The organism is Streptomyces sp. NPDC048349, from assembly GCF_040651925.1.
Taxonomy (GTDB): Bacteria; Actinomycetota; Actinomycetes; order Streptomycetales; family Streptomycetaceae; genus Streptomyces.
In genome coordinates, this window is sequence record NZ_JBEZLA010000024.1 from 22,371 (window position 1) to 42,106 (window position 19,736).

General features: G+C 71.8%; 17 protein-coding genes. 16 read left to right on the top strand and 1 reads right to left on the bottom strand.

From position 1 onward, the window contains the following. Window positions 1-7: 7 nt before the first annotated feature. Window positions 8-559 carry a carbonic anhydrase gene (locus AB0D44_RS15610; RefSeq protein WP_362590173.1) on the bottom strand — a complete coding sequence of 184 codons (552 nt, stop codon included), beginning with the start codon at window positions 557-559 and terminating at the stop codon, window positions 8-10. Between the two features lie 311 nt (window positions 560-870). Between AB0D44_RS15610 and rsmH the strand changes: the two genes are divergently transcribed. The 16 genes from rsmH to AB0D44_RS15690 all read left to right on the top strand — a co-directional run bounded on the left by rsmH (window position 871) and on the right by AB0D44_RS15690 (window position 18,961). Continuing rightward, window positions 871-1,830, top strand: coding sequence for a 16S rRNA (cytosine(1402)-N(4))-methyltransferase RsmH (gene rsmH, locus AB0D44_RS15615; protein ID WP_362590176.1), 960 nt, complete (start codon window positions 871-873; stop codon window positions 1,828-1,830). A 98-nt stretch (window positions 1,831-1,928) separates the two neighbouring features. Continuing rightward, entirely contained in the window at window positions 1,929-2,351 is a 423-nt protein-coding gene (locus AB0D44_RS15620; RefSeq protein WP_362590325.1) for a hypothetical protein, read from the top strand. 318 nt (window positions 2,352-2,669) lie between these two features. Next, window positions 2,670-4,502, top strand: a complete 1,833-nt coding sequence (locus tag AB0D44_RS15625; protein ID WP_362590327.1) for a penicillin-binding protein 2 — start codon at window positions 2,670-2,672, stop codon at window positions 4,500-4,502. A 46-nt stretch (window positions 4,503-4,548) separates the two neighbouring features. Further along, a complete protein-coding gene (locus tag AB0D44_RS15630) occupies window positions 4,549-6,243 on the top strand; it encodes a UDP-N-acetylmuramoyl-L-alanyl-D-glutamate--2,6-diaminopimelate ligase (RefSeq protein ID WP_362590179.1) in 1,695 nt (564 codons plus the stop codon). Then, entirely contained in the window at window positions 6,240-7,664 is a 1,425-nt protein-coding gene (gene murF, locus AB0D44_RS15635; protein WP_362590182.1) for a UDP-N-acetylmuramoyl-tripeptide--D-alanyl-D-alanine ligase, read from the top strand. Before AB0D44_RS15630 ends, murF begins: the two co-directional genes overlap by 4 nt. Then, window positions 7,661-8,731, top strand: coding sequence for a phospho-N-acetylmuramoyl-pentapeptide-transferase (mraY, locus tag AB0D44_RS15640; protein WP_362590184.1), 1,071 nt, complete (start codon window positions 7,661-7,663; stop codon window positions 8,729-8,731). The genes murF and mraY overlap by 4 nt, the downstream gene beginning before the upstream one ends. Then, complete coding sequence (gene murD / locus AB0D44_RS15645) at window positions 8,713-10,236, top strand: UDP-N-acetylmuramoyl-L-alanine--D-glutamate ligase (protein ID WP_362590187.1); 1,524 nt, start codon at window positions 8,713-8,715, stop codon at window positions 10,234-10,236. The genes mraY and murD overlap by 19 nt, the downstream gene beginning before the upstream one ends. Before the next feature lie 71 nt (window positions 10,237-10,307). Continuing rightward, the gene (gene ftsW / locus AB0D44_RS15650; RefSeq protein WP_362590190.1) at window positions 10,308-11,669 is read left to right on the top strand and encodes a putative lipid II flippase FtsW; all 1,362 of its coding nucleotides are present in this window, start codon (window positions 10,308-10,310) and stop codon (window positions 11,667-11,669) included. Between the two features lie 6 nt (window positions 11,670-11,675). Further along, complete coding sequence (gene murG, locus AB0D44_RS15655) at window positions 11,676-12,770, top strand: undecaprenyldiphospho-muramoylpentapeptide beta-N-acetylglucosaminyltransferase (protein WP_362590193.1); 1,095 nt, start codon at window positions 11,676-11,678, stop codon at window positions 12,768-12,770. A 166-nt stretch (window positions 12,771-12,936) separates the two neighbouring features. After that, entirely contained in the window at window positions 12,937-13,641 is a 705-nt protein-coding gene (locus tag AB0D44_RS15660; RefSeq protein WP_362590330.1) for an FtsQ-type POTRA domain-containing protein, read from the top strand. A 278-nt stretch (window positions 13,642-13,919) separates the two neighbouring features. Beyond that, the gene (ftsZ, locus tag AB0D44_RS15665; RefSeq protein WP_362590196.1) at window positions 13,920-15,125 is read left to right on the top strand and encodes a cell division protein FtsZ; all 1,206 of its coding nucleotides are present in this window, start codon (window positions 13,920-13,922) and stop codon (window positions 15,123-15,125) included. Next, complete coding sequence (pgeF, locus tag AB0D44_RS15670; protein WP_362590199.1) at window positions 15,122-15,853, top strand: peptidoglycan editing factor PgeF; 732 nt, start codon at window positions 15,122-15,124, stop codon at window positions 15,851-15,853. Before ftsZ ends, pgeF begins: the two co-directional genes overlap by 4 nt. 3 nt (window positions 15,854-15,856) lie before the next feature. Continuing rightward, the gene (locus tag AB0D44_RS15675; RefSeq protein WP_362590202.1) at window positions 15,857-16,576 is read left to right on the top strand and encodes a YggS family pyridoxal phosphate-dependent enzyme; all 720 of its coding nucleotides are present in this window, start codon (window positions 15,857-15,859) and stop codon (window positions 16,574-16,576) included. 149 nt (window positions 16,577-16,725) lie between these two features. Then, on the top strand, window positions 16,726-17,349 hold the full coding sequence (gene sepF, locus AB0D44_RS15680; protein WP_362590205.1) for a cell division protein SepF: 624 nt from the start codon (window positions 16,726-16,728) through the stop codon (window positions 17,347-17,349). Between the two features lie 60 nt (window positions 17,350-17,409). Beyond that, window positions 17,410-17,706 (top strand): YggT family protein, encoded by a 297-nt coding sequence (locus tag AB0D44_RS15685; RefSeq protein WP_073774433.1) that lies wholly within the window; start codon window positions 17,410-17,412, stop codon window positions 17,704-17,706. 82 nt (window positions 17,707-17,788) lie between these two features. After that, window positions 17,789-18,961, top strand: coding sequence for a DivIVA domain-containing protein (locus tag AB0D44_RS15690; RefSeq protein WP_362590209.1), 1,173 nt, complete (start codon window positions 17,789-17,791; stop codon window positions 18,959-18,961). Window positions 18,962-19,736 lie beyond the last annotated feature (775 nt).

Genomic DNA, 19,736 nt, shown 5'->3' on the forward strand with positions numbered 1-19,736 from the left:
GTGTCACTCAAGAGCTGGGATCGATCTCCCGCAGGAGGCCCGTGTGCACATCGAAGACGAAGCCTCGCACATCGTCCGTGTGGGGCAGGAACGGGTTGGTGCGGACCCGCTGCATGGACTGGCGGACGTCCTGGTCCACGTCCCGGAAGGCCTCCACGGCCCAGGCGGGGCGCTGGCCGACCTCGTCCTCCAGCTCGTGCCGGAAATCCTCGGTCAGACGTTCGAGACCGCAGCCGGTGTGGTGGATCAGTATCACCGTGCGGGTGCCGAGGGCCCGCTGGCTGATGGTGAGCGAGCGGATGGTGTCGTCGGTGACCACGCCGCCCGCGTTGCGGATGGTGTGGCAGTCGCCGAGTTCCAGGCCGAGGGCCGCGTGCAGGTCCAGGCGGGCGTCCATACAGGCCACGACCGCCACCTGGAGGACGGGCCGGGCGTCCATGCCGGGGTCGGTGAACTTCGCGGCGTACCGCCGGTTCGCCGCGACCAGCCGATCGGTGACGGAGCCGGCCTCGGCGGCGAGCGGCGCGGAGTCGGCGGGCAGGGGTACGGAAGTCGTCATGCCTACGACGTTAGTGGTCACAGCAGGTGCGGGCACGGGGTGAGGGTGGACAAAGAAGGTCAACGAGGGTTGTTGTGAGCTAACCCACAGGAGTGGCGAGGAGGCCGCCGTCCGAGTGATTCGCGGCATTTGCGGGTTCGGTCGGAGCCGTCCGCACGCCGCGCGGGGCGGTTCGTTGACCGCGGCGACCGTTGCACTAAAGTGACGCGAACCGGCCGGAGCCCGGCCCTGACCGGCCGCCCGGCCCCCTGGTAACACTCCGCGTGCGCGGCGCGGCGTATGCCTGCCGCGCCGTTATCTGAGAGGGCGCTTTGACTAGCGAGTCCCGACATGTCCCGGTGATGCTCCAGCGGTGCCTGGACCTGTTGGCCCCGGCGCTGGAGAGGCCCGGGGCCGTCGTCGTCGACTGCACCCTCGGCCTCGGCGGCCACAGCGAGGCCCTGCTGACCCGGTTCCCCGAGGTGCACCTGATCGGCCTCGACCGCGACAAGGAGGCCCTGCGGCTCTCCGGCGAGCGCCTCGCGCCCTTCGGCGACCGGGCCACCCTCGTCCACGCGATCTACGCCGACCTCGCCGAGGTCCTCGACGGCCTGGGCATCCCGGCCGTCCAGGGCATTCTCTTCGACCTGGGCGTCTCCTCCATGCAGCTGGACGAGGCCGACCGCGGGTTCGCGTACGCGCAGGACGCGCCGCTGGACATGCGGATGGACCAGACGACGGGCATCAGCGCCGCCGAGGTGCTCAACACCTACGCCCCGGGCGAGCTCGTGCGGATCCTGCGCCAGTACGGCGAGGAGAAGCAGGCCAAGCGGATCGTGTCCGCGATCGTCCGGGAACGGGACAAGGAGCCCTTCACCAACAGCGCCCGGCTGGTCGAACTGATCCGCGACGCGCTGCCGCAGGCCGCCAAGCGGACCGGCGGCAACCCCGCCAAGCGGACCTTCCAGGCCCTGCGCATCGAGGTCAACGGGGAGCTGTCGGGCCTGGAGAAGGCCATTCCGGCGGCCGTGGACCGGATCGCGGTCGGCGGCCGGATCGCCGTGCTCTCGTACCACTCGCTGGAGGACCGGCTCGTGAAGCAGGTCTTCGCGGCCGGCGCGGCCTCGACGGCCCCGCCGGGGCTGCCGGTCGTCCCGGAGAAGTACCAGCCGAAGCTGAAGCTGCTGACGCGCGGCGCGGAGCTGCCGACCGAGGAGGAGATCGCCGAGAACCGGCGGGCCGCCCCGGCGAGGTTCCGCGGGGTCGAACGCATCCGGGAGGCGCGGCTGTGACCAAGGCCGGCAAGGCCGTCACGCGCCTCGGCCGGGTGATCGGCGGGCGCCCCGTCCGCCCGCGGCCCGGTCCGCGTCCCGGGGGGCAGGCGGCGCGGATGCCGTTCGTCCTGCTGGTGGTGGCGCTGCTCGCCGGCGGGCTGATCAGCCTCCTGCTGCTGAACTCGGCGCTGAACGAGGGCTCCTTCCAGCTGAGCAGGCTGAAGAAGGAGACCACCGCGCTCACGGACGAGGAGCAGGCGCTGCAGCGTGACGTGGACGGGTACTCGGCGCCCGACGCGCTGCAGCGGCGGGCGCAGGAGCTGGGCCTGGTCCCGGGCGGCAGTCCGGTCTTCATCGGCCCGGACGGCACGGTCGCCGGTACGGCGGCGGTGGCCGAGCCGCCGCCCGCACCGTCCCCGCCGCCCTCCGCCCCTGCCGCGGCCGCCCCTTCGGCCGCTCCTTCGGCCACGCCGATCCCCGGGGCCACGGCCCCCCGGTCCCAGCCCCCGCAGCAGCCCACCCCCAACCCAGGCAGGTGACGTCGTGACGCCGATGGCCGCGGTTCCGTTGCTCAGCCCTGCGGGGCCTTGCCCCACCCCGCCCTCCCCCCGATCCCCCGGGCGGAGCCGGACCGCTGGGCACGCAGCCCGGGTGACGGCGGTGGCCTCGTGAGCCCCGCAGGGGATCCGCGGCGGCGGGTGCCCGGACCCGGCAGGCCCCGCGGCGGAGCCACCGCACGCCCGGCGGCCTCGCGGCCCGCGACCCGGCGCCCCACCCCGCAGCGCACGCCGCACACCATCCGGCTCGGCAGCCCGCGCCCCCGCCTGCGCCTGGTCAGCGTCGGCCTGACCCTCGTCATGCTGGCCTTCGTCGTCCGCCTGCTCCAGGTCCAGGCCGTCGACGCCCGGGCCTTTTCCGCCGAGGCCTCCAAGAACCGCTACACCAGCGTCAAACTGGCCGCGGAGCGCGGGGAGATCACCGACCGCAAGGGGGTGGCCCTCGCCACCAGCGTCGACGCGTACGACATCACCGCCGACCCGAAGATGTTCACCCCGCAGGACAGCAAGGCCCCCGACGCCCCGGAGCAGGCCGCGGCCCTCCTCGCGCCCATCCTCGGCAAGGACGCCAAGGAGCTCGCCGAGCGGCTGAAGACCAAGAACACCCGCTACGTCGTCCTCGCCCAGCGCCAGACCCCCCAGGTCTGGAACCAGATCAAGGACCTCAAGCGGGTCTTCGCGGAGAAGGCGGCGGCCGACAAGAAGAACAACGGCCCCGGCGCCAACGTCCTGGCCGGGGTGTTCAACGAGAACAGCAGCAAGCGCGTGTACCCGGGCGGCGACCTGGCCGCCGGGATACTGGGCTACGTCAACGCCGAGGGCAAGGGCGCCGGCGGCCTGGAGTCCTCCCTCGACAAGAAGCTGTCCGGCAAGGACGGCGAGATCACCTACGCCCAGTCCGGGGGCCGCCGGGTGCCCACCGCCGGCTCCAGCGAGAAGCCCGCCGTGCCCGGCCAGGACATCGAGCTGACGATCGACCGCGACATCCAGTGGGCCGCGCAGAGCGCCATCGCCGAGCAGGTCCAGAAGTCCGAGGCCGACCGCGGGTACGTCATCGTCCAGGACACCCGCACCGGCGAGGTCCTCGCCATGGCCAACGCGCCCGGCTTCGACCCCAACGACCTGACCCGGGCCCGCTCCGCCGCCATGGGCAACGCCGCGCTCCAGGACGTGTACGAGCCCGGTTCCACTGCCAAGGTGATGTCGATGGCCGCCGTGCTGGAGGAGAAGAAGGCCACCCCCGAGACCCACGTCGAGGTCCCCAACCGGCTCCACCGCGGCGACCGGCTGTTCAAGGACGACATCGACCACCCGACCTGGTACCTGACCCTCAACGGGGTCCTCGCCAAGTCCTCCAACATCGGCACCATCCTGGCCACCGGCCAGCTCGGCGCCACCCAGGCCGAGTCCAACAAGGTCCTGCACTCCTACCTGACCAAGTTCGGCATCGGACGGCCCACCGGCCTGGACTACCCCGGCGAGTCCCGCGGCATCCTCGCGCAGCCCGAGGACTGGTCCACCTCCCAGCAGTACACGATCCCTTTCGGCCAGGGCCTGTCCCTCAACGCCATGCAGGCGGCCTCCGTGTACTCGACCATCGCCAACGGCGGGGTCCGCATCGAACCGACCCTGGTCCGCGGCACCAAGGGCCCCGACGGCCGCTTCACACCGGCCCCGGCGCCCGAACGCAACCGCGTGGTCAGCCCGGAGACCGCGAAGACCCTCGCCGAGATGCTCGAATCGGTGGTCGACGACCAAGAGGGCACCGGCACCAAGGCCCGCATCCCCGGCTACCGGGTCGGCGGCAAGACCGGCACCTCCAACCGGGTGGATCCGGCCACCGGCCGCTACAAGGGCTACACCGCCTCCTTCGCCGGGTTCGCCCCCGCCGACAACCCGCGCATCACCGTGTACTGCGCCATCCAGAACCCCACGAAGGGCAGCTACTTCGGCGGCCAGATCTGCGGCCCCATCTACAAGAAGGTCATGGAGTTCGCCCTGAAGACCCTCCAGGTCGCCCCCACCGGCACCGCGCCGGCCGGGCTCCCGGTCACCTTCGAACCGGCCCCGCAGCCCGCCCCGCAGCCCAGTACGCAGCCGAGTACGCAGCCCAGTCCGCAGCCCGGCCGGTGACCCCCAGCACCCGGCCGGCCCGCCAGAAACGCGTGAGGCACCACCAGTGACAACGATCACCCCCAAACCCGGGAACCAGTCGGCCGCCGGCGGCGAGCCCGGGCCCTCACTTCGCGGGCGCCCCGCCGCGCCCGGTACGCTCACCGCCGTGCCCCACGCTGATCAGCCCAGAACCACCCAGAAAGACGCCCCGGCAGCGCCGCCGGGAGCGCCCCGGCCCGTGACCGCCCGCCCGACCCCCCTGGGCGAGCTGGCCACCCTGCTGGGCATCCGAGCGCCAGGCGCAGCGCAGATCACCGGCATCACGCACGACTCCCGTGCGGTGCGCCCCGGTGACCTGTACGCGGCCCTGCCGGGAGCCAGGACGCACGGTGCCGACTTCGCCGCCCAGGCGGCCGGCCTCGGCGCCGCCGCCGTGCTGACCGACCCCGCGGGCGCCGAGCGCGCCGCCGCGACCGGCCTGCCGGTCCTCGCCGTGGACGACCCGCGCGGCCGGATGGGCGAACTCGCCGCCGCGATCTACGGCCGTCCCGGCGAGGGCCTGCTCCAGATCGGCATCACCGGCACATCCGGCAAGACCACCACGGCGTACCTCGTCGAGGGCGGCCTGCGCGCGGCGGGCCGCAGCACCGGACTGGTCGGCACCGTCGAGATGCGCATCGGCGACGAGCGCATCAAGTCCGAGCGGACCACCCCCGAGGCCACCGACCTGCAGGCCCTCTTCGCGGTCATGCGCGAACGCGGGGTCGAGGCCGTGGCCATGGAGGTCTCCAGCCACGCCCTGGTGCTCGGCCGCGTCGACGGCTGCGTCTTCGACGTCGCCGTCTTCAACAACCTGAGCCCGGAACACATGGAGTTCCACTCCGACATGGAGGACTACTTCCAGGCGAAGGCGGGGCTCTTCACGCCCCGCCGCGCCCGCCTGGGCGTGGTCAACCTCGACGACGAGTACGGCCGCCGCCTCGCCAAGGAGGCGACGGTCCCGGTCGTCACCTTCTCCGCCGCAGGGGACCCGGCGGCGGACTGGCGCGCCGAGGACGTCGTCTTCGGACCGGCGAGCTCCACCCTCACCCTGCTGGGCCCCGAAGGACAGCGGGTACGGGCCGCCGCGCCGCTGCCCGGCCCGTTCAACGTCGCCAACACGGTCGCCGCGATCGTCACCCTCGCCGCCGCCGGTCTCGACCCGCAGACCGCCGCCGACGGCGTCGCCGCGGTCCCCGGGGTACCCGGCCGGCTGGAGCGCGTGGACGCGGGCCAGCCGTACCTCGCCGTCGTCGACTACGCGCACAAGACGGACGCCGTCGAATCGGTCCTGCGCGCGCTGCGCGAGGTCACCGAGGGCAAGCTGCACATCGTGCTCGGCTGCGGCGGCGACCGCGACACCACCAAGCGCGGCCCGATGGGCGCCGCGGCCGCCCGGTACGCCGACGTGGCCGTCCTGACCTCCGACAACCCGCGCTCCGAGGACCCCCTCGCGATCCTCGCCGCGATGTTCGAAGGAGCCGTGTCCGTACCGCCCGCCGAGCGGGGCACCGTCCTCGTCGACGCCGACCGGGCCGCGGCCATCGCCGCCGCCGTCGCGCGCGCCCGGCCCGGCGACACCGTGCTGGTGGCGGGCAAGGGCCACGAGCAGGGCCAGGACACCGCGGGCGTCGTACGCCCCTTCGACGACCGCGAGGTGCTCCGCGCGGCCATCGAGACCCAGCAGAGCATTGCCCGACAGGCCGAGGAGAACCAGTGATCGCCCTCTCCCTCGCCGAGATCGCCGACATCACCGGCGGGCGGCCCCACGACATACCGGATCCGTCCGTGCGGGTCAGCGGTCCCGTCGTGATCGACTCCCGCCAGGTGGAGGCCGGCAGCCTGTTCGCCGCCTTCGCCGGCGAACACGTCGACGGCCACGACTACGCGCAGCGCGCCGTCGCCGCCGGAGCCGCGGCCGTCCTCGCGGCCCGGCCGGTCGGCGTACCCGCCATCGTCGTCCCCGACGTCGAGAAGGCGCTGGGCGCCCTCGCCCGGGCCGTCGTGGAGCGCCTCGGCACCGATGTGGTGGCCCTGACCGGCTCGGCCGGCAAGACCTCCACCAAGGACCTCATCGCCCAGGTGCTCCAGGCCCACGCACCCACCGTGTGGACCCCGGGCTCCCTCAACAACGAGATCGGCCTGCCGCTCACCGCGCTGAAGGCCACGGCGGAAACCCGGCACCTGGTCCTGGAGATGGGGGCCCGCGGGATCGGCCACATCGCGTACCTCACCGGCCTCACCCCGCCGCGCATCGGCCTCGTCCTCAACGTCGGCACCGCCCACATCGGCGAGTTCGGCGGCCGCGAGCAGATCGCCCAGGCCAAGGGGGAACTGGTCGAGGCCCTGCCGGCCGAGGCGGAGGGCGGGATCGCCGTCCTCAACGCCGACGATCCGCTGGTACGCGCCATGTCGGCCCGTACGAAGGCCCGTACGGTCCTCTTCGGCGAAGCGGACGACGCCGACATCCGGGCCACCGAGGTACGGATGACCCCGGGGGGACAGCCCGCCTTCACACTCCACACACCGACCGGGTGCAGTGATGTGACCTTGCGGCTGTACGGTGAGCACCACGTGTCGAACGCGCTCGCCGCGGCCGCCGTGGCCCATGTACTGGGCATGTCCGCCTTGGAGATCGCCACCGCGCTCTCCGGAGCGGGCACCTTGTCCCGGTGGCGGATGGAGGTCACCGAGCGGGCCGACGGCGTGACGATCGTCAACGACGCCTACAACGCGAACCCGGAGTCCATGCGGGCCGCCCTGCGCGCGCTTGCCGCGATGGGCGGAGCCGCCAGGGCGAACGGGGGACGCACGTGGGCGGTGCTCGGCCCCATGGCCGAACTCGGTGACGCATCGCTGGCCGAGCACGACGCGGTGGGACGGCTTGCCGTCCGGCTCAACGTGAGCAAGCTCGTCGCAGTCGGGGGCAGGGAAGCGTCCTGGCTGCAACTGGGCGCATATAACGAGGGTTCGTGGGGTGAGGAGTCGGTGCTCGTGTCCGACGCGCAGGCGGCGGTCGACCTGTTGCGCAGTGAACTGCGCCCGGGAGACGTCGTGCTGGTGAAGGCTTCCAGGTCGATCGGTCTGGAGCGGGTCGCGCTGGCGCTGCTGGAGCGCGAGGGCGAGGGCGCCGACCGATGAGGCAGATCCTGTTCGCCGGCGTCATCGGCCTGTTCCTGACGCTCATCGGTACTCCGCTGCTGATCAAGCTTCTGGCCCGCAAGGGCTACGGCCAGTTCATCCGCGACGACGGCCCCCGCGGCCACGCCGGCAAGAAGGGCACGCCCACCATGGGCGGCATCTCCTTCATCCTGGCGACGCTCATCGCGTACGCCCTGACGAAGGTGATCACGTCCAGTGAGCCGACCTTCTCGGGTCTGCTCGTGCTCTTCCTGATGGCGGGCATGGGCCTGGTCGGCTACCTCGACGACTACATCAAGATCGTCAAGCGCCGTTCGCTGGGACTGCGGGCCAAGGCCAAGATGGCCGGCCAGCTGATCGTCGGCATCGCCTTCGCGGTGCTGGCGCTCCAGTTCTCCGACTCGCGCGGGCTCACCCCGGCCTCCACCAGGCTGTCGTTCGTCACGGACTTCGGCTGGTCGATCGGCCCGGTGCTGTTCGTCGTCTGGGCGCTGTTCATGATCCTGGCGATGTCCAACGGCGTGAACCTGACCGACGGCCTGGACGGCCTGGCCACCGGCGCCGCCGTGATGGTCTTCGGCGCCTACACCTTCATCGGCGTGTGGCAGTACCAGGAGTCCTGCGTGAACGCGCAGACCCTGACCAACCCGGGTGCCTGCTTCGAGGTGCGCGACCCGCTGGACCTCGCGGTCGTCGCCTCCGCCCTGATGGGCGCCTGCTTCGGCTTCCTGTGGTGGAACACCTCGCCGGCCAAGATCTTCATGGGTGACACCGGTTCGCTGGCCCTGGGCGGCGCGCTCGCCGGCCTGGCGATCTGCTCCCGCACGGAGTTCCTGATCGCCCTGCTCGGCGGCCTCTTCGTCCTCATCACCATGTCGGTCGTCATCCAGGTCGGCTCCTTCAAGCTGACCGGCAAGCGCGTCTTCCGGATGGCGCCGCTGCAGCACCACTTCGAACTCAAGGGCTGGTCCGAAGTCCTCGTCGTGGTCCGCTTCTGGATCATCCAGGGCATGTGCGTGATCGTGGGTCTCGGCCTCTTCTACGCGGGATGGGCAGCCGACAAGTGACCTCCTGGCAGGGCAAGAACATCACCGTCGCCGGTCTCGGCGTGAGCGGCATCAGTGCCGCCCGCGCCCTGGCCGGCCTCGGCGCCGTGGTGACCGTCGTCGACAACGGGGACGGCGACGCGCACCGTGCGCGGGCCGCCGAGCTCGCGCAGCAGGGCATCGAGGTCCGCCTCGGCCACCTGGACGGCGGCGCACGCGCCGGCGACGTACTGCCCGAAGGCACCGAGCTGGTCGTCACCTCGCCGGGATGGAAGCCCGACAGCCCGCTGTTCGCGGCCGCGGCCGCGGCCGGCGTGCAGGTCGTGGGCGACGTCGAGATCGCCTGGCTGCTCCGCGGAACCGGCGAGGAGCTGCGCGCGGCGCGGTCGGGACAGGCCGCAGCCGGTGCGCCCCGCAGGGAGCCGGCCCCCTGGCTGGCCATCACCGGGACCAACGGCAAGACCACCACCACCCAGATGCTGGCCTCGATCCTCAAGGCCGCCGGCCTGCGGACCGCGGCCGTCGGCAACATCGGCACCCCCATCATCGACGTGGTGCTCGGCGAGCAGCAGTACGACGTGCTCGCCGTCGAACTCTCCAGCTACCAGCTGCACTGGGCGCCCTCGCTGCGCGCCCACTCGGCGGCGGTGCTCAACCTCGCGCCGGACCACCTCGACTGGCACGGCTCCATGGAGGCGTACGCCGCCGACAAGGGCCGCATCTACGAGGGCAATACGGTGGCCTGCGTCTACAACGTCGCCGACCCGGCCACCGAGAAGCTCGTCGAGGACGCGGACGTGGAAGAGGGCTGCCGGGCGATCGGCTTCACCCTCGGCGCCCCGGGCCCCTCGATGCTCGGTGTCGTCGACGGCATCCTCGTCGACCGCGCCTTCGTGGAGGACCGGCAGAAGAACGCCCAGGAGCTCGCGCACGTCGAGGACGTGACCCCGCCGGCCCCTCACAACATCGCCAACGCGCTCGCCGCGGCGGCCCTGGCCCGTGCCTTCGGCGTGGAGCCGCGTGCGGTCCGCGACGGGCTGCGCGACTTCCGCCCCGACGCCCACCGGGTGGCGCACGTGGCCGACGTCGGCGCGGTGGCCTACGTCGACGACTCCAAGGCCACCAACACGCACGCGGCCGAGGCCTCCCTGGCCGCCTTCGACACGGTCGTGTGGATCGCCGGCGGCCTCGCCAAGGGCGCGACCTTCGACGAACTCGTCCGCAAGGCCGCCAAGCGCATGCGCGGCGTGGTGCTGATGGGCGCCGACCGGGCGCTGATCGCCGAGGCGCTGGCGCGACACGCGCCCGAGGTCCCGGTCGTCGACCTCGAGCGGACCGACACTGGGGCGATGCTCGCAGCGGTACGGGAAGCGGCCCGGCTCGCCGAGCCCGGCGACACGGTCCTGCTGGCGCCTGCCTGTGCCTCGATGGACATGTTCGCGAACTACAACAAGCGTGGGGACGCATTCGCCGACGCGGTGCGCGAACTGGCCGCCGAGAGCGGTGCGGACACGGCCCAGGCCTAGGTTCGGGGACGGGTTCCCTCCCTCCGGCCGGCCGGTGGCTCGCCTCGTACGAGTGGAGGGGAAGATCACAGATGCCGGTCAAGCAGATGCTGCCGGGGCGGCGGCCGTCCGCCGTCAAGGCACAGGGCCGCAAACGTCCTGTGGCGAGCGCGCGACGGCCCGCCCGGCGCGGGCCGCTGACCCGGCTCAGGCGGACGCAGGAACAGCTGCGCAAGGCCTGGGACCGTCCCCTCACGGCGTATTACCTGATCTTCGGCAGTTCGCTGCTCATCACCGTGCTGGGCCTGGTGATGGTCTACTCGGCCTCCATGATCAAGGCGCTCCAGCTCGGCCTGGGCGACGCGTACTTCTTCAAGAAGCAGTTCCTGGCCGCCCTGATCGGCACCGGACTGCTGCTGGTCGCCTCCCGGATGCCCGTCAAACTGCACCGGGCGCTGTCCTATCCGGTGCTGGCGGGCACCCTGTTCCTGATGGTCCTGGTCCAGGTCCCCGGGATAGGGGTCGCCATCAACGGCAACCAGAATTGGATCTCCCTTGGCGGTCCGTTCATGCTGCAGCCCAGTGAGTTCGGCAAACTGGCGCTGATCCTGTGGGGCGCCGACCTGTTGGCGCGCAAGGGCGACAAGGGGCTGCTCAGCCAGTGGAAGCACCTGCTGGTGCCGCTGGTCCCGGTGGCCTTCCTGCTGCTCGGGCTGATCATGCTCGGCGGGGACATGGGCACCGCGATGATCCTCGGTGCCATCCTGTTCGGCCTGCTCTGGCTGGCGGGTGCCCCGACGCGGCTGTTCGTCGGGGTGCTGGTCTTCGCGGGTGTGATCGTCGCACTGCTGATCAAGACCAGCCCGCACCGGATGGACCGGCTGGAGTGCCTCGGCGCGACCGACCCGGGCAAGAACGACCTCTGCTGGCAGGCGGTCCACGGGATCTACGCCCTGGCCTCGGGCGGATGGTTCGGTTCCGGTTTGGGTGCCAGTGTGGAAAAATGGGGGCAACTGCCCGAAGCCCACACCGACTTCATCTTCGCCATCACCGGGGAGGAACTGGGACTGGCGGGGACGCTGTCGGTGCTCGCCCTGTTCGCGGCTCTAGGCTATGCGGGTATCCGCGTGGCCGGACGCACGGAGGACTCCTTCGTACGGTTTGCCGCGGGAGGCGTGACCACCTGGATCACGGCGCAGGCCGTGATCAACATCGGTGCGGTGCTCGGCCTGCTGCCGATCGCCGGGGTCCCGCTCCCGCTGTTCTCCTACGGGGGGTCGGCCCTGCTGCCGACGATGTTCGCGGTCGGACTGCTCATCGCGTTCGCGCGGGAGGAGCCGGCGGCGCGCGCGGCGCTCGCGATGCGACAGCCGAAGACCGGCTGGAGGCGGACCGGGATGAGATGGAAGTCGATGAGACGGCGCGTCAAGAAGCGTCCGTCCGGAGAGCGGTGAATTTCGGTGCATGTCGTACTCGCCGGTGGGGGGACCGCCGGCCACATCGAGCCGGCGCTCGCCCTCGCGGACGCCCTGCGCAGGCAGGACCCTTCAGTGGGCATCACCGCCCTCGGCACGGAGCGCGGGCTGGAGACCCGCCTCGTGCCGGAACGCGGTTACGAGCTGGGCCTGATCCCCGCCGTACCGCTGCCACGCAAGCCCACCCCGGAGCTGATCACCGTCCCGGGGCGGCTGCGCGGCACGATCAAGGCCGCCGAGGAGATCCTGGAGCGCACCAAGGCCGACTGCGTCGTCGGCTTCGGCGGCTACGTGGCCCTGCCCGGCTACCTCGCGGCCAAGCGGCTCGGGGTGCCGATCATCGTCCACGAGGCCAACGCCCGGCCCGGACTGGCCAATAAGATCGGCTCCCGGTACGCGCACGCCGTCGCGGTCTCCACCCCCGACAGCAAACTGCGCGGCGCCCGGTACGTGGGCATCCCGCTGCGGCGCTCCATCTCCACCCTCGACCGGGCCGCCGTCCGCCCCGAGGCGCGGGCCGCCTTCGGCCTGGACCCCAACCTGCCCACGCTGCTGGTCTCCGGCGGCTCGCAGGGCGCCCGGCGCCTCAACGAGACGATCCAGCAGGTCGCTCCGGTCCTCCAGCGCTCCGGGATCCAGATCCTGCACGCCGTCGGCCCGAAGAACGAACTGCCGCGTGTCGACAACATGCCCGGGATGCCGCCCTATGTGCCGGTACCGTACGTGGACCGGATGGATCTCGCGTACGCCGCCGCCGACATGATGCTGTGCCGCGCGGGGGCGATGACCGTCGCCGAACTGTCCGCCGTCGGGCTCCCCGCCGCCTACGTCCCGCTGCCGATCGGCAACGGCGAACAGCGGCTCAACGCCCAGCCGGTGGTCAAGGCCGGCGGCGGCCTGCTCGTGGACGACGCGGAACTGACGCCCGAGTGGGTGCTCAGCCAGATCCTCCCGGTGCTGTCGGACCCGCACCGCCTGTACGAGATGTCCCGCGCCGCGGGCGAGTTCGGCCGCCGCGACGCCGACGAGCTGCTGGTCGGCATGGTGTACGAGGCGATCGCGGCCCACCGCAACCGCTGAGGCGGGACGCACAGACGCAGGAGGGGCACGAGTGGCCGGAGCGACGACAGCACAGCGCGGGGCCCCGGGCTCCGGCCCGGCCGCCCGCAAGGGCGGCGGCTCCGGCAAACCGCCCAAAGCCCCGAAGCCGTCGAGGGGATCCGGCCCGCAGGGCCCCGGCGCGCGGCTGCGCCGCCGGGGCCCCCTGCTCGCCTCCCTGGCCGCCGCGGTGCTCCTCCTCGCGGGCGGCACCTGGGTGCTCTACGGCTCCTCCTGGCTCCGCGTGGAGAAGGTGACCGCGACCGGCACCGAGGTGCTCACCCCCGAGCAGGTGCTGGCCGCGGCGGCCGTTCCGGTCGGCGCCCCGCTGGTGAGCGTGGACACCGACGAGGTCGGCAGCCGCGTCCGCGGCCGCCTGTCCCGCATCGAATCGGTCGATGTGGTGCGGGCCTGGCCGCACGGGATCGGGCTGAAAGTGACAGAACGCAAACCCGTCCTGCTCATCAAGAAGAACGCCGAGTTCGTGGAAGTGGACGCTTCGGGTGTGCGATTCGACACGGTTGCGAAAGCACCCGCGGGCGTTCCGGTCCTGGAACTGAACGCGAAGCACTCCCCGAGCGCCCGCCGTTTCGACGAGGAGCGGCTGCTGCACGAGGCCGTGCTCGTCGCCGGCTCCCTGCCCGAACCGATCGCCAAGGAGACCGTGCAGGTCACGGTGGGCTCGTACGATTCGGTGGTGCTGGAGCTGTCCCGGGGCCGGACCGTGGTGTGGGGGAGCGGCGAACAGAGCGAGGCGAAGGGGCGTGCGCTGACCGCTCTGCTGAAAGCCGCGCCCAAGGCCGCCCACTTCGACGTGAGCGTCCCCACCGCCCCTGCGGTGTCCGGGAGTTGACGTCAGGTCGAACAGCGACGCACCCTGGTTGGCCAGCGATACGGGTGATCACATAGGGTGAAAAGAAAAACGGGAGGTTCGGCGTGTTCGTTGAACACGCGCTACTTGTCGACTTAGTGTCCTGTTCGGAAGAGTCCAGAGAACAGACACACCCCTAACCCTAAACTTCAGGGTGAGGGTTCGGGTCGGCGCGTTCGGACCGCCCCATTTCGGCATCAGTCGTCGCACCGCAGGCCCGCGAGGCGGCGACACGTAACTCGAGGCGAGAGGCCTTCGACGTGGCAGCACCGCAGAACTACCTCGCAGTCATCAAGGTCATCGGTGTCGGCGGCGGTGGTGTCAATGCCATCAACCGAATGATCGAGGTCGGTCTCAAGGGCGTCGAGTTCATCGCCATCAACACGGACGCCCAGGCGCTGTTGATGAGCGACGCCGACGTCAAGCTCGACGTCGGCCGCGAACTCACCCGGGGCCTCGGCGCCGGCGCCAACCCGGCCGTCGGCCGCAAGGCGGCAGAGGACCACCGCGAGGAGATCGAGGAGGTCCTCAAGGGGGCCGACATGGTCTTCGTCACCGCCGGAGAGGGCGGCGGCACCGGCACGGGCGGCGCGCCCGTCGTCGCCAACATCGCGCGCTCGCTGGGCGCCCTGACGATCGGTGTGGTCACCCGGCCGTTCACCTTCGAGGGCCGGCGCCGCGCGAACCAGGCGGAGGACGGCATCGCCGAGCTCCGCGAAGAGGTCGACACCCTCATCGTCATCCCCAACGACCGCCTGCTGTCCATCTCGGACCGCCAGGTCAGCGTGCTCGACGCCTTCAAGTCGGCCGACCAGGTCCTGCTCTCGGGCGTCCAGGGCATCACCGACCTCATCACCACCCCGGGTCTGATCAACCTCGACTTCGCCGACGTCAAGTCCGTGATGTCCGAGGCCGGCTCGGCCCTGATGGGCATCGGCTCGGCCCGCGGCGACGACCGCGCGGTGGCCGCCGCCGAGATGGCGATCTCCTCGCCGCTGCTCGAGGCGTCCATCGACGGCGCCCGCGGCGTCCTGCTCTCCATCTCCGGCGGCTCGGACCTCGGTCTCTTCGAGATCAACGAGGCGGCGCAGCTGGTGAGCGAGGCCGCGCACCCCGAGGCGAACATCATCTTCGGCGCCGTCATCGACGACGCGCTCGGCGACGAGGTACGGGTCACCGTCATCGCGGCCGGGTTCGACGGCGGACAGCCCCCGGCCCGCCGGGACAACGTCATCGGCGCCGCTTCCACGAAGCGCGAGGAGCCGGCCCCGGCTCCGGTCCGCCCCGCCGAGCCGGCCCGCCCGGCCTTCGGCGGACTCGGCACGGTCACCCCGCGCGAGGACCCCCCGGCTCCGGTCGAGGCGGTCCCGGCCGAGGCCCAGGCCCCCGCGCCGCAGGTCCCGACGGCCCGGCCGTACCAGGACAGCCCGGCCGAGGAACTGGATGTCCCGGACTTCTTGAAGTGACACCGGAGCAGCACCACGTGGGCGGCGCCCACTTCGCCTTCACCGACCGGTGGGGCGGGGTGAGCGCCGTTCCGTACGAAGAGCTCAACCTCGGCGGCGCGGTCGGAGACGACCCGGCCGCCGTTCGCGCGAACCGGGCGCGCGCGGCGCGGTCCCTGGGACTCGACCCCGACCTCGTGGTCTGGATGAACCAGGTGCACGGCCGCGACGTCGCGGTGGTCGACGGACCGTGGCCGCCGGGGGAAGGGGTTCCCGCGGTCGACGCGGTGGTGACCGCCCGCCGGGGACTCGCCCTCGCCGTGCTCACCGCCGACTGCACCCCCGTCCTGCTGGCGGACCCCGTCGCCGGGATCGCCGGGGCCGCGCACGCCGGGCGGCCCGGGCTGGTCGCCGGAGTGGTCCCCGCCGCGGTGGAGGCGATGGTCGCCCTCGGCGCCGAGCCGGGTCGGATCGTCGCCCGGACCGGGCCCGCCGTCTGCGGCCACTGCTACGAGGTGCCGGCCGGGATGCGGGACGCCGTGTCCGAGGCGGTGCCGGCCGCCCGGGCCGAGACCAGCTGGGGGACTCCGGCCGTGGACGTGGTCGCCGGGGTGCACGCCCAGCTCGCGGAGGCGGGGGTGACGGATCGTCTCCGATCGGCGGTCTGCACACTGGAGTCGCGGGACCACTTCTCGTACCGCCGCGACCGGGTGACCGGGCGGCTCGCCGGATATGTCTGGTTGGAATAGGAAATGACGGACCGTAAGTCGGAGCTCGCGGAGAACCTGGCGCGGGTGGAGGAACGTATCTCGTCCGCCTGCGCGGCCGCGGGACGCAAGCGGGAAGAGGTGACGCTCATCGTGGTCACCAAGACCTATCCCGCGAGCGACGTACGACTCCTGGCGGAGCTGGGCATCCGTCATGTTGCGGAAAACCGTGACCAGGACGCCGCCCCCAAGGCCGCGGCCTGCGCGGATCTGCCGCTCAGCTGGCACTTCGTCGGCCAGTTGCAGACGAACAAAGTCCGTTCCGTGGCGGGATACGCGCATGTGGTGCAGTCGGTCGACCGCCCCAAGCTCGTGACCGCCCTCTCGGCGGCCGCCGCGAACTCGGGCCGCGAACTCGGCTGCCTCGTGCAGATCGCCCTCGACGCCGAGTCGGGCGAGCGGGGGGCGCGGGGCGGGGCGGCGCCCGAGCAGCTCGCGGAGTTGGCCGGCCTGGTCGCCGCGGCGCCCGGACTGCGGATCGACGGCGTGATGACCGTCGCCCCGCTGTCCGGTCCGTACGCCGGACGCGAACAGGCCGCTTTCGAGCGGCTCGTGGAATTGTCATCCCGCCTGCGCGCGGACCATCCGGCTGCCACGATGGTGTCGGCCGGGATGAGTACGGATCTGGAACAGGCCGTTGTGGCCGGTGCGACACATGTACGCGTCGGCACTGCGGTACTCGGCGCGAGACCCCGGCTCGGGTAACGTCGCCAAGAAAGTCGGACCACAGCAGAAAATATGGTCATTACCGCTGATGGGCGGACAGACCACGTGGATCGCGGGCAGTTGGTGACATTCGTGACACAGCAGCACCTGCGACAGGGCGATCCACCACAGAGCGGAGGACTCGGAGAATGGCCGGCGCGATGCGCAAGATGGCGGTCTACCTCGGCCTCGTGGAGGACGACCGGTACGACAACCCGGGGTACGACCCCGACGACGAGTTCGAGCCCGAGCCCGAACCGGAGCGGGTGCGGGACCGGACCCGGGAACGAGACCGTCAGTCCGTTCACCAATCGCCCGTATCGGACGAATCGGTACGAGTAGTGCAGCCTCCGCCTCAGCGGGAACCTATCCCAATTCCGGTGGAAAACGGACGTCCTGCGCGAATTGCCCCCGTGGCATCCATCACACCTGACCGCACGAACCTGGAGAAGAACGCCCCCGTGATCATGCCCAAGGTCGTCTCCGAGCGGGAGCCGTACCGCATCACGACGCTGCACCCCCGGACCTACAACGAGGCCCGTACCATCGGGGAACACTTCCGTGAGGGCACTCCGGTGATCATGAATCTCACGGAGATGGACGACACCGACGCGAAGCGTCTCGTGGACTTCGCGGCCGGTCTGGTCTTCGGCCTGCACGGCAGTATTGAACGCGTGACACAGAAGGTGTTCCTGCTGTCGCCTGCTAACGTCGATGTCACGGCGGAGGACAAGGCCCGCATCGCGGAGGGCGGGTTCTTCAACCAAAGCTAGACCGATCCGTCAGATACGGGACCGGGAACAGAGCGGGAAACGGGGAGAGGGAAGCGCGGGATGGGCGTCGCACTACAGGTGGTCTACATCGCGCTGATGTGCTTCCTCATCGTGCTGATCTTCCGACTGGTCATGGACTACGTGTTCCAGTTCGCACGTTCATGGACACCCGGCAAGGCGATGGTGGTCGTTCTGGAGGCCACCTACACTCTTACCGATCCACCGCTCAAGCTTCTTCGGCGGTTCATCCCGCCGTTGCGTCTCGGGGGCGTGGCGCTCGACCTGTCCTTCTTTGTTCTGATGATCATCGTTTACATCCTCATCAGCTTCGTGAGCACCGCTGCGAGAAGCGTGTGAACGATGAACTTCTCCGCGCGCGCGGGGACAGTCCCGATACGGTCTTGCCGACTGCCGACGACTACGTAGAGGTGAAGAAGACATGCCGCTGACTCCCGAGGACGTGCGGAACAAGCAGTTCACGACCGTCCGCCTCCGAGAAGGCTATGACGAGGACGAGGTCGATGCCTTCCTCGACGAGGTCGAATCCGAGCTGACGCGCCTGCTGCGCGAGAACGAGGACCTGCGCGCCAAGCTGGCCGCCGCCACGCGTGCCGCCGCGCAGAACCAGCAGCAGCAGGGCATGCGCAAGCCGGAACCCCAGGACCAGCGTGGCCCCGGCGCCCCCGTGCCCGCGGCCATATCCGGCCCGCCGCAGCAGCAGCAGCCGCAGATGGGCCCGCCGCAGCTGCCCGGCGGCCAGCCGCAGCTGCCCGCCGGCCCCGGCGGACACGGACCGCAGGGCCCGGGCATGGGCGGCCCCATGCAGCAGCACCCCATGGGCGGACCGCAGGGCATGGGTCAGCAGTCGATGGGCGGCCAGAACCCGCTCGGCCAGCAGATGCAGCCCATGGGCCAGCAGATGCAGCCGATGGGGCAGCAGATGCAGCCCATGGGTCAGCCGATGCACCAGCAGCAGCAGCTTCCGCAGCAGGGCCCCGGTGGCGACAGCGCCGCCCGCGTCCTGTCGCTGGCGCAGCAGACCGCCGACCAGGCGATCGCGGAGGCCCGTTCCGAGGCCAACAAGATCGTCGGCGAGGCCCGTTCGCGCGCCGAGGGCCTGGAGCGGGACGCCCGTGCCAAGGCCGACGCGCTGGAGCGGGACGCGCAGGAGAAGCACCGCGTCGCGATGGGCTCCCTGGAGTCCGCCCGCGCCACGCTGGAGCGCAAGGTCGAGGACCTGCGGGGCTTCGAGCGTGAGTACCGTACGCGTCTGAAGTCCTACCTGGAGTCGCAGCTGCGCCAGCTCGAGACCCAGGCCGACGACTCCCTGGCCCCGCCGCGGAACCCGGCCGGTCCGGCGCTCCCGCCGTCGCCGTCGCCGTCCATGGCTCCGGCCGGTGCGATGGGGCACTCCATGGGTGGTCCCTCGATGGGCGGCCCGTCCCCCATGGGCGGTCCCTCCCCGATGGGCGGCCCCTCGTACGGCGGCCAGCAGCAGATGTCCCCGGCGATGACCCAGCCGATGGCCCCGGTGCGGCCGGCTGCGCCGCAGCCGATGCAGCAGGCGCCGTCTCCCATGCGGGGCTTTCTGATCGACGAGGACGACAACTAAGCGCCGCCGCGCAGTCGGCAGTCACGGGCCGGGCCCGGTTCCCCCACGGGGGCACCGGGCCCGGCCCGTTTCCGTTCCCCGGCGGTAGATGCGGGCCGGTGGTCGCGCCTCAAGCGCCGGCGGGGCTGGGTTTGGTGCCTTGGGCGGGGTGTGACCTGTGGGGCAGGCGGTGGCTTCGGGTGGGGCGGTGCCGCTGTTGTCCGGGTGCGGGCCGGTGGTCGCGCCTCAAGCGCCGGCGGGGCTGGGTTGGGTGCCCCTGGGCGGGGTGCGACCCGTCGGGCAAGCGGTGGCTTCGGGTGGGGCGGTGCCCCTCCGGGGGCTCTCCTCGGCTCGGCGCGTGCGGCCAGGTCTCGGCAAGACGGCCTGGGTTGCGCGCTCGTCCTGCGGGGAGCCCCCGGAGTGTCCCCGCCCCACGGCCCCGCTTCGTCCGAGACGGGGTGCGGATCCGCCGGGGTGGGGGTGTGGGGACGGCGGGGGGTGTCCCCGCAGGACGAGCGCGCAACCACCGGGTAAGGCCGTGACATGCCCGCACGCGCCGAGCCGAGGAGACACCCCCCGGCGGCACCGCACCCCCACCCCCCGATCCCGACCCCGCCCAAGGGCACCCAACCCAGCCCCGCCGGCGCTTGAGGCGCGGCCACCGGCCCGCACCCGGAGAACAGCGGCACCGCCCGGCCAGGGCAAAGGCGGCCACCGGCCCGCACCCGGAGAACTGGGCCCGGCCAGGGCCAGGGCGGCCGGGCCCGCACCCGGAGAGCTGGGCCCGGCCAGGGCC